Source organism: Bacillus solitudinis (assembly GCF_002797395.1).
GTDB classification, from domain to species: Bacteria; Bacillota; Bacilli; order Bacillales; family Bacillaceae_D; genus Halalkalibacter_A; species Halalkalibacter_A solitudinis.
The window spans coordinates 611325-625600 of the sequence record NZ_KZ454943.1 but is presented as its reverse complement, the minus strand read 5'-3'; the positions used below and the strand labels follow the sequence as shown (position 1 = coordinate 625600).

12 protein-coding genes and 1 tRNA gene are annotated in these 14276 nt (G+C 36.0%); 5 read left to right on the top strand and 8 right to left on the bottom strand.

The genetic code is table 11. From position 1 onward, the window contains the following. Window positions 1-2: 2 nt before the first annotated feature. From CEF19_RS03085 to CEF19_RS03070, 4 genes are all read right to left on the bottom strand, one after another. Window positions 3-971, bottom strand: coding sequence for a phosphatase PAP2 family protein (locus CEF19_RS03085; RefSeq protein WP_157800870.1), 969 nt, complete (start codon window positions 969-971; stop codon window positions 3-5). Window positions 972-1085: 114 nt separating this feature from the next. Then, complete coding sequence (locus tag CEF19_RS03080) at window positions 1086-2540, bottom strand: sensor histidine kinase (RefSeq protein ID WP_100404724.1); 1455 nt, start codon at window positions 2538-2540, stop codon at window positions 1086-1088. Beyond that, entirely contained in the window at window positions 2537-3259 is a 723-nt protein-coding gene (locus tag CEF19_RS03075) for a response regulator transcription factor (RefSeq protein WP_100404723.1), read from the bottom strand. The genes CEF19_RS03080 and CEF19_RS03075 overlap by 4 nt, the downstream gene beginning before the upstream one ends. Window positions 3260-3396: 137 nt before the next feature. After that, window positions 3397-3699, bottom strand: coding sequence for a hypothetical protein (locus CEF19_RS03070; protein ID WP_100404722.1), 303 nt, complete (start codon window positions 3697-3699; stop codon window positions 3397-3399). A gap of 126 nt (window positions 3700-3825) precedes the next feature. Between CEF19_RS03070 and CEF19_RS03065 the strand changes: the two genes are divergently transcribed. Continuing rightward, complete coding sequence (locus tag CEF19_RS03065) at window positions 3826-4248, top strand: hypothetical protein (protein ID WP_100404721.1); 423 nt, start codon at window positions 3826-3828, stop codon at window positions 4246-4248. A gap of 124 nt (window positions 4249-4372) precedes the next feature. Beyond that, on the top strand, window positions 4373-6559 hold the full coding sequence (locus CEF19_RS03060; RefSeq protein WP_100404720.1) for a bifunctional diguanylate cyclase/phosphodiesterase: 2187 nt from the start codon (window positions 4373-4375) through the stop codon (window positions 6557-6559). 304 nt (window positions 6560-6863) lie between these two features. Here CEF19_RS03060 and CEF19_RS03055 read toward each other — a convergent pair whose 3' ends face one another. After that, window positions 6864-7094 (bottom strand): hypothetical protein, encoded by a 231-nt coding sequence (locus CEF19_RS03055; RefSeq protein WP_100404719.1) that lies wholly within the window; start codon window positions 7092-7094, stop codon window positions 6864-6866. A gap of 178 nt (window positions 7095-7272) precedes the next feature. Between CEF19_RS03055 and CEF19_RS03050 the strand changes: the two genes are divergently transcribed. Continuing rightward, window positions 7273-7345, top strand: a tRNA-Val gene (locus CEF19_RS03050). A 353-nt stretch (window positions 7346-7698) separates the two neighbouring features. On the opposite strand, the gene CEF19_RS03045 is transcribed toward CEF19_RS03050, so the two are convergent. After that, window positions 7699-9045: an ABC transporter substrate-binding protein gene (locus CEF19_RS03045; protein WP_100404718.1), complete on the bottom strand. Its 1347-nt coding sequence runs from the start codon at window positions 9043-9045 to the stop codon at window positions 7699-7701. Between the two features lie 200 nt (window positions 9046-9245). Between CEF19_RS03045 and CEF19_RS03040 the strand changes: the two genes are divergently transcribed. Beyond that, a complete protein-coding gene (locus CEF19_RS03040; protein ID WP_100404717.1) occupies window positions 9246-9437 on the top strand; it encodes a hypothetical protein in 192 nt (63 codons plus the stop codon). A 194-nt stretch (window positions 9438-9631) separates the two neighbouring features. Here the strand turns inward: CEF19_RS03040 and CEF19_RS03035 are convergent, their stop codons facing one another. Together CEF19_RS03035 and CEF19_RS03030 are read right to left on the bottom strand one after the other, a co-directional pair. Beyond that, a complete protein-coding gene (locus tag CEF19_RS03035) occupies window positions 9632-11242 on the bottom strand; it encodes a response regulator (RefSeq protein ID WP_100404716.1) in 1611 nt (536 codons plus the stop codon). Continuing rightward, the gene (locus CEF19_RS03030; protein ID WP_100404715.1) at window positions 11239-13050 is read right to left on the bottom strand and encodes a sensor histidine kinase; all 1812 of its coding nucleotides are present in this window, start codon (window positions 13048-13050) and stop codon (window positions 11239-11241) included. Before CEF19_RS03030 ends, CEF19_RS03035 begins: the two co-directional genes overlap by 4 nt. Window positions 13051-13339: 289 nt before the next feature. Here CEF19_RS03030 and CEF19_RS03025 point away from each other — a divergent pair, with 289 nt between their 5' ends. Beyond that, on the top strand, window positions 13340-14191 hold the full coding sequence (locus CEF19_RS03025; RefSeq protein WP_198510233.1) for a helix-turn-helix domain-containing protein: 852 nt from the start codon (window positions 13340-13342) through the stop codon (window positions 14189-14191). Window positions 14192-14276: the final 85 nt, after the last annotated feature.

Here is a 14276-nt window from a genome sequence, read left to right as displayed (position 1 = left end):
TGTCATCCACCACCAGAAGAGGAGCGTGTCGTTGAATCTTCACTGGCATGAACGAGAGCTCCTCGTTTTTGTTGGAAATTTACCCATTTTGTTTTCCAATCCATAGCCATGATTTTATCGGCTACCTTTAAAGTGAAATATCCAAAAAGAATTCCACCGAAAATATCAATGACCCAATGAATACCTAAGTAGACCGTCGCGATAATAATCCCGACATTTAAAATCGTAAAGAAATGCCTAATCGGTTTAGATGTCTCACGCAAAGCTAATAAAATTGTCACTGTCGCAATCGATGTGTGCATGCTTGGAAACACGTGATTTAAGCTAGGAATAATAGGATCAGTAATCGTTCGATGTCCAACGATCGGATCTGTAAAGGATGTTCCAAGCCATAAATTTTGAATCCACCATACTTGGTGACCATCGACCCAAAAGTGGAAAGGCAAAATAAAGAGATACTGCAAAAAGTGTCCTGCAAACATCGCGAGAAGAATTTTCTTTGGCTGCCCTGTTAATAAATAATACATACAAAGTGCCAACAAGCAAAAAACAAAGCCATGAATGTAAATGTAAACAAAGAAGCGGTCAAGTATTGGCGTTGCCAATTGACGAAGCCACATCCCATCGTTAAAGGGGATCGCATGTAGCAAAGGGTCAATAGAAAGCTTCCAACCGAATAGACCATTTGGGTTTGAATGTTCCCACATAAGCTGTCCATAATGAATCGCAAATGTCGATAGGTTGGCAGCAAGAAAAATTCCAATGAATAACAAAGATTTCATTACCAATTCTCTGTTAATATGAAAATATCTCGTTGAAAGAAAAATTGGGTACAAAAGAATTAGAAAAAACTGCAATCGCTCCCATTGGTTAGGGACGATAAATAAAACAGCAGTTATGGCAATTAATGAATAAATTGAAAGTTTTGTTGCTTTGGTATTTTCAGCAATTTGTAACGTTTGTTGCTGCATTATCATCACCCGCAGTTATGTCTTGAATTTACTTCATTGTATCGGAAAAATATGATCAATTTTTGATCTAAATGTTAAGAAAGTATTAAAAATATTAAAAGACTATTGCAAACACTAGTCTTTTAAGTGATTCTTACATATTCCGGACTCTAATGGAAAGGAAATTGTAAAAGTTGTACCGTGACCTAGCTGACTTTCAACGGAAATATCACCATTGTGTAGTTTAACAAGCTCCTTAACGATTGCTAGGCCGAGTCCTGTTCCTCTGCCTTCTTTGTGACGCACGCGATCGACCTTAAAGAAACGTTCCCAAATTCGCTTCAAATCATAAGTCGGGATGCCGATTCCCGTGTCAGCAATTTCAACTTGAAGCTCAGAGCTTTTGTGGGAAAAACGAACGTAAATCGTTCCATTATCGGTGAATTTATTTGCATTATGCAATAAGTTTTTGAAAATTTGCTCAAGGCGCATGGAATCGCCAAGAATGGGTGGAAGCTTCTCAACATCCTGAACAATGAGAGTATTACTTTTACTCTCAATCATAGGTTTTAAATTCAACGTAACCTTTTTAATGACTTCTTCAAGTTGGACATAGTATAGATCAAAAGAAACCTCAGCTTTTTCTAATCTAATTAAATCCATCAAATCATCGACGAGTAGATTTAAGTATTCCGATTCTCGGTACATAATTTGATAATACTTTTGTTGGGATTCTTTATCCTTGACTAGTCCATCTTGGAGAGCTTCTAAAAAACCCTTCATTGCGGTCAAAGGTGTGCGTAATTCGTGAGAAATATTAGCGATGAAATCGGTCCTCCGCTTTTCGAGAGAATCGCGTTCATGTTCAAGGGTGTGGATGGTTTGTGCCATCCGGTTGAAAGAATTAATTAATTCGCCAATTTCTCCTGGTACGTTATGTGTGACACGTTTGCTGTAATTCCCAAGGGCAATTTCATTTGCAGCTTCTTCAATCTTCTTAAGTGGCTTTGATATCGACCAGGAAAAGTAAGAAACTAAAGTCCCGACTAGAATAAGTCCAAGTAGCGTCGCCCAAAGAACAATTTCTCGAATGTTTCTCGCCGTAGCCTTAATTCCGGAAATTGGGGAATGGAGAATAATCCCACCATGAATCTGATCAGCGGTGCCCCAAGGTACGATAACTGATAACATTGGACGTTCTTCTTCTTCAATATCCATCACTTGAATGCTCGTTTGTCCTTTCATCGTATCGGAAATAAGCTCTTCATTGATAAGCTCTCCTAAGAAAATTTCTTGCATTGAGGTTGTCGCTACAATTTCTCCTTTTTCATCAATTAACCAAATACTTGTATCAGAGAAATGACTAAGTTGTTCAATCGTTTGGGAGATTTCAGGTGTGACGACTTCACTATGTAGTATAGCACTATTGACATTTCGAGCTTGTTGAAGCATTTCCTGACGCTTTTGATCAGTTAAATAGTCAGTCGTAGACTTATAAATAACTACCCCAATGATGCTGAAACCGAGAAGGAATATTGTCAGAAAGCTAAATAGTAAACGGCGGAACAGGCTTTCATTCAACCAAGTCATGTTAATTCCCCGCTTGCTTTTTTCTTAAATAGAAATTGGTATCCGACACCCCAAATGGTTTGAATACAGTCAATGTGATGTACAGCAAATTCTGTGCGAATTCGTTTAATATGAACATCAACGGTTCGAATATCCCCTGCAAAATCATATCCCCAGACGTGTTCTAGCAGTTGATCCCTCGTTAAGACTGCTTTTGGGTGTCTGATGAGATAAAGCAACAAATCAAATTCTTTTGGTCGGAAAAATAGTGGGGTATCATTGACGACAATTTCTCGTTTTTTTACAGAAAGCGTAAAATTATCAAAAACATAAAACTCGTCATCTTTGGTATCCGAATCGACTGAGTTTTTAACGGTAGTTCGTCTGAAAATCGCCTTAATTCTCGCGATGACTTCTCTCGGACTAAATGGTTTTGTTACATAATCATCGGCGCCAATTTCTAAGCCGAGAATCCGGTCAAATTCTTCATCTTTTGCGGAAAGCATAATAATTGGAATATCTGCTTTTTTACGAATTTCTCGACACACCTCGTAGCCATCCATTCCCGGCATCATAATATCTAATAAGATGACATCTGGCTTGACAGATTCATATAAGGACAAAGCCTCTAAGCCATTAGAGGCTTCAGTAACATCAAAATTATTCTCGGTAAAAAATAACCGAATAATTTCACATACGTTTGGATCATCATCTGCTATAAGTACTTTAGGATTACTCAAAAAAAAAGCCTCCTTCTACCTTCATTTTAACGTAAAGAACCTATAAAATCTAAATATATGGCTATTCGAGGTTATCAGCCCCAATGAAACGTTTGTTCACGTTTGGTTTTAACACCATAATAGAGAATTCCTTGCTCCTATCGAATATAAAGCTCGAAATCAAACTGCTCCCAGACAGTGTCAAAGTCCTTACTCTCTAAGTACCCTGAAACAGCCTGAATGAAAACATCTGATATTTCCTTTGCATCACCTTTAGACAATGTATTCGTTGCAAACAACTCTAATGATATTAATGGATAATTACATGAGAGGGTGCCAGATGCTATATGAACCTCATCAAATTCTTCGACAATATCGTCAGAGTTGTTAATAGACTTGAGTAAAAAAAAGTCAATCACTATTGGAATCAGGTGAATTTTGCAAGCTGAACTGATTAGCACAATAATTTCCTTTTATTCTCCCTTGTTTTACCATTAATTTCAAGTAAATTGACGAAAATAAGAAAAAGTATATCGTTTTTTTAGAGAACGCTATAAAATAATAGAATAAGAAAAGGAGTTTTGCTGATGAAAAAAGGATTTCTCATTTTAATGACTATGTTGATTTTGGTGGTTGTAGGTTATAGCGGGTATCAATTTGCAATGTCTTATGCCTCTGAAAAGATGATGGAACACGTAACGGAAGAGTTATTAACCGACGAGACAGTTGAAGTATTATTAAATGACCCAATAATCAAAAAAGTGGTTTCCGATTTGAATTCAAATGAACTAAACAATACAGAGGTCTTACCTTTTACAACAAAGGAAGAAGGATTAAAGGTAGTGCTGGCTAAGTTTTCTGCAAGTGAATTAAAAGACATCGCATTGAAAGTACAATCAGGGTTAACAAAGACAGAGCAACAACAGTTGATAAATGAATACCAAAATCGGTTAAGTGAAGAAGAGCTTCAAGCATTACTCCTTATTGGCATAGCGGATTATATGAAATAAGTGGACAGGACCAGCCTATTATATACTAGTAGAGTATGTTCAAAAAATTAATTACAGGAAGGCAAGCTCCACATCTATTAAGACAATGATAGATAAAAACGATTTCTGAAAAAGGAAGGATATAATGAGGAACCAGGCCTATGTAGCAGTAGAAAAACAAAATGTTATCCTTGAGAAAATCGCAAAAGGCGGGGGCCTTCAAAGTATAATTGAGACTATTTTATTTTCGGTGGAGGAGTTAATACCGAACACCCCATGTTCGATTATGAGATACGATAAAAAAACAGAATCCTTAAAAGTTGTTGCAGGGCCAAGTTTGCCAGCTAGTTATTTGAAAGCGGTAGATGGTGTCAAATTATCAGTGCTTTTAGAGTCGGATGGGACAGCTACGTATCGAAAGAAAGGGATCATTGTAAGCAATATAAGTTCAAATCTCCTCTGGAATCAATACAGGACGGTCGCTTTGGCGTATGGTATACAGTCATCATGGTCAAAACCAATTATTTCTTCAAAAGGTGAATTGTTGGGGATTTTTGCCCTTTACAAGAGACAGCCATATAAACCAAATTCAGAAGAACGAAATATCGTTGAAAGGTTTTCATATTTAGCTAGTATTGCTATGGAGCAACAAATTGCTGATGATCGGAAGAGAAAATATGACCTGATGTCTGAAAATATGTCGGATTTAATCGACATTGTCGATCCTCAAGGAATAATCCTTTACGCATCACCATCGAATCAAAGTGTACTGGGCTTCAATCCCGAAGAAATGGTAGGACGGTCAGCTTTTGAATATATGTATAGCGATGACCTCGATCGAACCAAAGAAAGTTTCATAGAATTAATTAAATCGAAAACAAGCCAACAAGTCGAGGTCGCTCTCGTTAATCGTCAGGGACAAGCCATTCCTTTTGAAATTAATGGTGTGCCGGTTTTTGATGAGCAAGGGCAAGTGTCGGAGGTTGTTGTTGTCTGTCGGAATATCACGGAACGAAAAAAAGCTGACGAGAAAATTCGCTTTATTGCGTATCATGATATTTTAACAAAACTACCAAATCGTTTATCATTCCAAGAGCAATTGCAGGAACAATTTCAACTAGCTTTGCAAAAACACCAACAATTTGCCGTTTTATTTTTAGATATAGACAACTTTAAACAAACGAATGACACCCTTGGTCATTCACTAGCCGATCGACTTTTAGCAAGCTTTGCCGATCGAATTAAAGGTGTGTTACCAAAAAAGGCAATCTTTGCACGCGTCTCAGGCGATGAGTTCTCCATTGTTCTTCCAAATGTTGAAGATGAACAAGAAGTCATAACGTTAGCTGATGGTATTATTGAAGGACTAAAGCAAGGATTTAGTGTTGAGGGTATCGACATTAAGGTGACAACAAGTATCGGAATTAGTCAGTATCCAAAAAACGGAGAAATCCCCGAAATTCTAGTTAAAAATGCTGATTTTGCAATGTATTTTGCAAAGAAAAAAGGCAAGAATACGTATCAGTTTTTCTCATCGGAAATTGAAGAATACCTTGTGAACCGAAAATTACTAGAAAAAGAATTAAAGATAGCAATAGACCAATTCCAATTTATGAACTACTACCAACCGATTTACGATGTGGAGAAGGGAAGAATTGGAGGTGTTGAGGCGCTAATACGCTGGAACCATCCTAAAAAAGGGCTAGTACCACCGATGGACTTTATTCCCCTAGCTGAGGAAAATGGGCTGATTCTCCAAATAGGAGAATGGGTTCTAGAGCAGGCATGTCTTCAAGCGAAAAAGTGGCAAGAAAATGGGTTTGATGACCTTATTTTAAAGGTAAACCTTTCTGTCAAACAACTTGAGCAAGTTGATTTTGTCGAGCAGGTCGCACATTGCCTAGCAAAATCAAAGCTTGATCCATCAAAGCTAGAGCTAGAAATAACAGAGAGTCTGTTTGTAAATGAAACAGAAACAGAAGAAGTGTTCAAAAGCTTGAAAAATCTAGGGGTTAAATTATCGATTGATGATTTTGGCAAAGGTTTCTCATCTTTGTCTTATTTAACACAGTTCCCTGTCGATGTGTTAAAAATCGACCGTTCCTTTATAACAAAAATGCTCAACGATAAAAGGTCTGAAGGAATTGTTGACACAATTATTAATCTGGGAAAGGTCCTTGAGCTGTTGGTTATCGCTGAAGGTGTTGAAACGGAAGAACAATTTAGCACGCTTATCAACAAAGATGTAGACGGAATTCAAGGCTATTATATTAGTAAGCCATTAACAGTAAAGATGTTTGAAGAACTATATGTAAAAAGGACTTGCCAGTAATAGGCTAATCCAACGTATAAATTGATTAAGTGATTTAAGTGTAGACATGAGGGCTTCAAAGAAGAACATATGTAAAGACTTTACCTAATAATGATTCATCTCCTTACTTCTAGCTACTTGAATGAAAAGGGGTATGTCATAAGGTCGGTTTTTAACCTTATGACATACCCTAGGCAATGTGGAGAGTCGTTACATTTTTTAAAAGCCTTACGATGAGTATTTTCTCATCATAAGGCGAGTAGCGAACGGAATCATTGCTATATCTTTTTATGCTTTTAAAGACTACCCCTTAAAATTGACATAGTTAATTTTTTTTGAAGTATTCCATTTCTTTCTGTAACGATTTGGATTCGACGCCTTCTTCAACGACCATTCTCAGTTCTGTGTTGAATGGGAGTGTATATAAGGCAAGTAACGTTTTTGCATCGAACATTTGATTATCACTATGCACCCAAATGTCGAACGTATAACTTGTCGCTATTTTATTCAGTTTCAATACTTCATCATTATCTTTTAATTCAAAATGAATCACCATTAAACCTACCCCCTCTATGGTAATAATTATAATCTAAAAATTTAAATTTGCAAGATAGAACGAGGTGGAGAGAGGGACCTAAGTTAATATGAAACTCATAAAAGAAGCCAATAATATGTTGACATTGTAAATGCTTTAAGTTATATTTATAAATGTCGCGAAGACAATATCATTTCCTGATCCGTTAGCTCAGCTGGGAGAGCGCCACCTTGACAGGGTGGAGGTCACTGGTTCGAACCCAGTACGGGTCATTTCCTAAAAAGCTAGTCATGACGCACCTTTCCTATGTATGGGAGGGTGTTTCTTTTTATTTGAGGGAAGAGAATTAAGTGTGATTTGATACTAATTTGTCTTTCTGTTTTTCTGTTGTTTTTGTTGTAGAAGGTAATCCTTATAGCTTTTCAGTGCAAAATAAAAAGCCTGCTCTATGAGTCTTTGCTTCCATTTAAGTATTCAAAAAAACCTCGGTCACTCTTATTGGAGTAACCGAGGGTTCAATGTTATATCACTTGATATGGATCTTTAAGCTATTCACAAATAGATTCTAAGAGATGAGCGAAGTTGTAATCTTTTAGATGATCAAGCGAGTCCCTAAAAGATGTTATTACTGATTTTCTGCCGCTGTTTGTAATTCCTCAAGAAGCTCTTCGGCTGTCATTTTAGAACTAAAGAATTTACCGAAAATATTTTGTGCATCGTCTTTAAATTTAGGCGTGCCATGATCAATAGCAAAAGCTCCAGCTGTTGAGGTAGCATTCACAAGAATTTCGGTTAATTTCTTTTGTACATCAGTTTCAGCACCTGTTAACTCATACTTTTGGGCTGGAACTGCTGCACCTGTATCCCATGCAACTTTAGGCCATTGGTCAGCTTGGAAAAGATAATCGAAAAATTTCTTTGCTTCTTCGGGGTGTTTAGAGCTATTTACAAGTGAATAACCGCCACCATTCCAAGCAAGAAGATCAGTAATTTGAGCATTTCCATCTTTAGCAACTGGGAATTCAACTACTGCTAGGTTGTTACGGAATTCTTCAGGTAAGCTTTCATTTGTTGCCATCCCAGCTTCCCATGATCCCATGAACCACATTGCAGCTCTTCCTTGTGTGAATAGGTTTTGTGATGCACCATAGTCTGCAGTCATGAATCCATCTTGGAAGAGACCTTCTTCACGTAGTTCAACCATGTATTCGGCTGCTTTTAGGAAACTCTCATCGTCTGTAAATTTAATATCATTTGAGACTGCATCAAGAATGAGGCTCTGGTCACCACTGTAACGCTGAACAATGAATTGATACAAACCACTGAAACTCCATAGGTCTTTTCCGTTAATGGACATCGGGATGATGTTCTTTTCACGGAAAGATTTAGTCGCTTCAAGCAGTTCATCAAATGTTGTTGGCACCTTCACGCCATTGTCTTCAAAAAGTTTTTTATTATAGTAGATTACTTCATAGTCACTGTTTCGTGGTAATCCGTATAGTTTATCGTCAAATGTAAATGACTTGAAAACTCCAGGAAGGAAGTTATAAGTTTCACCTTCATATTCTGTTGGATTTATTTCTTTAACATAACCTGCTTTTACTAGTGTTGCTAGTTCAGCACCACCGTGAACCATCGTAACATCAATAGGTTCGTTGGAAGCCATGTAGGCTTTTAATTTATTTTTGAATGGCTCTTCTGCAAGTGATTCCACTTCAATTTTAATATTTGGATTTTCTTTCATGAAATTGTCGATGACAATCTGCTCGGCACGGCCTTGGCCTGAAGTTCGGTCAGGCAGGTTTGAGAACAAACGAAGTGTAACTTCACTGTTTCCTTCATTTGTCGTTTCCATGTCAGAGGTTGAATTGGTATTGCTAGGGTCATTACCGCACGCAGTTAACACCAATATTGTTGCAAAAATTAAAGTCATAAAAATAGTTAAGCGTTTCCATTTAATCTGTTTAGTCATTACTAAATCCCCCCTGTTATATATTGAACCACTGCTGATCCATAATAGAAGAATACCAAATGATACGATTGTAAGTCAGTAGAGAAAAGTTGAATATGGTTTAGAATTATCGAATGATAGGCTTAACTCATTGTTTAAACCAAGAACGAAAGCTAAAATAACGATTTATTGGTACTCAAACAATTGAAGGAGAGAGGAAAATGACAAAGGGACTTCTTGATGATGTGGCGTGGCTTAAAACGAACTCTCAAGTGAGAACTGATATACAACCTGGGATAATAAGCGAGGTTTGTGGCGTGCAGTACAGTCAATTTGTTGAGCCAGAAAATCTAACTTTGAAGAATGATCCATTCGATGTGGGGGGGCACACTCAAATGGGCAGGAATTGTTAGAGAACAGGAGAGTCGTAAGCGGTCAAGAAGTTGAACTAGAGCGTTGGGGAGTTGCCATTATGTGGAGCGTTAATAGATAATAGATCAAACGCCGTCCCAGAAAGGGACGGCATTCTTTTGAAAATTATAGTTAAATATAAAGAAGTTTTCTTGGTTCTTTCGTAATTGACCAAGGCGCTTTCGTTTTTTCAATTCTATATGATTTGGCTTGTGGTCGTATTTCTAAATTGTTTAGGGGTCATCCCCATATATTTCTTAAACACTTGGAAGAAATACTTTTCGTCATTATATCCCACTTGTATAGCAATATCAGCTACTCGTTTGCCTGGATCACTAAGAAGTTGACATGCTTTCTCAATCCTTGTCTTATGTAAAAAATCCAGGAAACTCATGTTTAATTGCTGTTTAAATATTAAGCTTAAATATCCGGGGGATATATATACTTTATTAGCTACAGTTTCTCGGCTAATATCTTTATCATAATTTTGTCTAATATAATCTAAGACGGAATTTATTAATTTATTCGTATTCTTCTTTTCATTAAGCTGTTTGATAATGAGACTGGCCGTTCCTAACAATTCCTTATAAATATTTTCTAAATTTGATTTGGCTAGTTTTTGATTAATGTCTTTAAAATCCTGCCTAAAGATTTCGTTGATGTCCAGGTTTCTCTCAATGCAAAAATGATAAAGCGAGAAATATAAGTTAAAAGTGTACTTTAGTATCTGATCCTTTAAATTCCTTTCTTTATTTAGAGAAAGTTGGAATAATCTGATATTTTCTTTGGTTTTACATTCATCTCCAGCTAAAATAGAGTGGATTATTTGTTTCTCTATTTCTACAGGATACATTGATTCGGTTGAGTTGTTGGCAATGTATTTCTCATAATTAATGACCTTTCCTGTTCCCATAAAAAAAGTTTGATCTAATGCTTCAGTAGCTCGTGCATATGCATTTCTAAGTTGATTAAGAGGCTTGTCAATTCCGCTTATTCCAACTGATATACTTAGCCTCAAGTATTGCTGAATGTTTTTCTTTAATTTCTCAATGAAAGGTAACAGTTGTGGAACATCTTCTTTTTTATCACTGTTCAAGATGAGGACAATGACGTCTTGGTCTTCAAATACAGCACAATACCAAGCTTCGGATAGCGTTTCTTCACTGATGTTTTTGATGCCAGATTTTAATAATTCACTGTGGTATGTTCCATTCTCTTCTTGGTGAACTAAATAGTTATCGATTTGAATCATTACGAGACCAAAGTAGGGACTGGGAAAAGAAAGGCCGCCTAGCTTGACTTTATTTAGTAGTTTTTCATAAGGGATATCCTCTCTTGTAACTAATCTGCATAGAGCTCTTTCTTTTAATAAAGGAAGACTTTCTCGAAATCCATTTTTAAGGTGTGTTATGGAGGTATGCAGTTTATTTTCTTCTTTGATCTCATGTACTAATTTTAAAACTATATCGAGAATCTCTTGTGTTCTACTAGGTTTTAACAAATAATCACTTACGCCCAATTTCAAAGCTTTCTTAGCATAATCAAAATCATTAAATCCACTCATGATTATCGTTTTAATATGGGAGTATTGTTTATTGACAGTCTTAATTAACTCTAAACCGTTAACTTCTGGCATACGAATATCTGTCATAAGAATATCTACATGATGGTGTTCAAGTAGTTCCAATGCCTCAGCACCGTCACGAGCTTCGGCTATGATGCAGATATCGTATGCTTCCCATTTAATTAATGACTTTATGCCTAATCTTACATGTTCTTCATCATCAACAATCATTAAGTTAATCATGATATCTCCTCCTGTTTGATAGTGATCGCTGGAATAACGAGTTTAACAAGGGTGCCTTTTTTAAGTTCACTGTCATAACTCAACACATAGTCATTCTTGTAATAATGCTGTAACCGCTGAATGACATTTTGTATTGCATATCCACCAGTTTGGTGAGACGTATATACGTCAGACTCATTTTGAATTTTCGTGATATCCATAAGGGTTTCTTCCTTCATACCTCCACCATTATCCTGTATTTCGAAATGAAGATATTGATCTTTTAATCGGACAGTAACATGAATAAATCCACCTTCCCGTTTACTTTCAATGCCATGATATAAAGCGTTTTCAACAAAAGGCTGTAGACATAATTTTAATATGACATATGATTCGAGTTCATCTGGAATATCTATGTTGAAGGTTAGTCTATCCTTGAATCGCATTTGTTGAAGAGAGAGGTATAGATGGATGAACTCTTTTTCCTTACCTAAACTGGTAAAACTTTTCCCACGATTTAAGCTCAACCTGAAAAGCCTTGAAAGTGAAATGACCATGTCACCTAATTGTGGTTGACCGGATCTCTCAGCTTCCCAATAGATCATATCAAGCATATTATAAAGAAAGTGAGGATTAATTTGGGCCTGTAATGCTTTAAGCTCTGCTTCTTTCTCTTTTAGACGAAGTACATAAGCCTCATCAACTAATGATTTGATGTTAGTAACCATGGTGTTATAGCCTAAACTAAGTTGGCCAATTTCATCATTATATTTAACTACGACACGTTCATCAAAGTGCCCATTCTGGAATCGCCTCATAGAGACAAGTAGCTTCTTGATTGGAGCAGTTAATAACGTGCTAAAACTCATACTAATAGGAATGCTCAACAATATACACGTAATGATAATAATGACTACTAATGACTTTATCGAATCTAATTCCTGAGTTAATAGGTTAAGAGGTACGGCATACATAATAAGCCATCCGTTTTTGGTTCTACTATAAGTTAGAAGAAGTTCTTCATCGCTACTAGTGTTAATCAAAGACCCTGTATGTTCAGAAACATCTCCTACAATTGATAATGGCAATAACTTTGAATGGTAAAATTCTCTTCCTGCCTTTAAAAAGGGGATTCCTTCCTGATCTAAAATTACAATCCCATGGTTCTGGTCATATAAATTTCTTAAATAATGTTGCTTAATTGTCTGGTGATTGACCCCAACCATGATATAACCTATTTTTTCACCATTTAACGTGCTTCTGATAATACGACTCATACCAAGTTTCTCATTACGATTGTATTCAATAAATACATTGTTTTTTTCCGTTAAAGGAAACCAGTATGCGCTTCCGTTTAATTGTAAAGTTTTTTGGTAGATACCGCTTTGTTTTATTACATTTAAATGCTTGGGGCCACTGCTGCCATCTCTTGCAACCTGATAGAGAGGTTCATTCGTATTACCGTAAAGAGCTAAGTAATCAAAGTTCCCAGTAACAAGCATTTGGTCCATCATTGAAGCTGTTGTACCTGAATATAATGTGGCCTCCAAATAATTGGGTTCAGTTCTGGGGTCTTGCAAACTTTTTTGTACAACAGAAGACATTGCAAAGACAGTAATCCAGTCTGATATTCCTTTCTGCATGGTGGTTAAGTTACTATCGATCACTCTAATTACAGCAAGATTTGATTGACTTACTTTATCAACGATTAGAGATTTGGAGGTAGAGTAAGAATAATACCCCAAAATAATGGAGATTAAAGATGTTAACATCATGATAAGAATGATGAACTTGGTTTTTAAACTTAAATTAAAATAATGTCGACTCATAAACTTTCACAGCTCGCTCTTTTCATTAATATAATAAGTGAAACTTTTTCCTAACCTCTTCACACTAGACTCCTTATAAATATGAAACTAATCAGTGGTGCTTTGTAAAAGCATAACACCTTCTTTTTGAGGGTTACATGATATTTCTATGTTACTTCATGTTATTTTTGGTATATTTAATAACAACAAAAATTTTTTAATCCTAATTTTTATCGTGTTCATGAACTACTTCTGTTCTGATATTTTTGGAATTAAATAAGATTTAATGAACCTGAAAGGAGAAACTGTTGTGCTAAATTCTCAGGTGAAATCAGTTACTTGTACCCGATATGTTGACAACATCAAAAAAAACGGTATCGTATCATGCGGATTTTTACAAAGGAATCACGATCCTTCATTCCGTAATATTCATAACAAACATTATAGTTGTTTTGTACTGATTCATGGGTACGGTAGCTTGATTGATGAAACAGGAAAAGAATACTCTCTTTCCCCTAATTCATTTTGTCAGCTCTTTCCAGGCAATAAATATACCATTCTAATTGAACCTTCTGAGCCATGGTATGAATTTCAACTTAGTATGGACAAGGATATTGTTCATGCACTTGCCTCCCTAAATCTATTAAATATTAAAAAAACTGTATTTGAAATAAATGTAAAACCTTATTTGGAACAGTGGTTTAATGATTTATTATTTCAGCTAGAATCTTCAAATAATCAATCTGATCTTACAGAAGTCTTTTTTAATGCACAAAAGTTGCTCATATGCTTACATAATGAAAATAGTGAAATACCTGACACGGACGTCAATACCATAATCTCCGGAGCAAAGCAGATATTATGCCTAGACTATGATAAAGCGATCTCTCTTGAAGATGTCGCTGCATCATTTAATATGAGCTATGAAAATCTCAGAAAATTATTTAAAAAAATGGTAGGTTTATCTCCCATACAGTATCGTCTAAATGCTAAATTTCATTATGCCGAACGTTTGTTAAATGAAGGTAATTCAGTAAAAAGTGTTGCTAGCCATGTTGGATACGAAGACCCTTGTATTTTTTCAAGGCAATTTAAAAAATATATGGGAAGAACTCCTAATAGCTTTAAAAAGAACGCTACTGCTAAAAAGTCATCGCCTTGACTAGCCGGAAAAATATAAAAGATAAGAACTCACAAATGATGTTGCATCAATGTTTGTGAGTTTTTTCGTTCTCACTGTTTTTGTA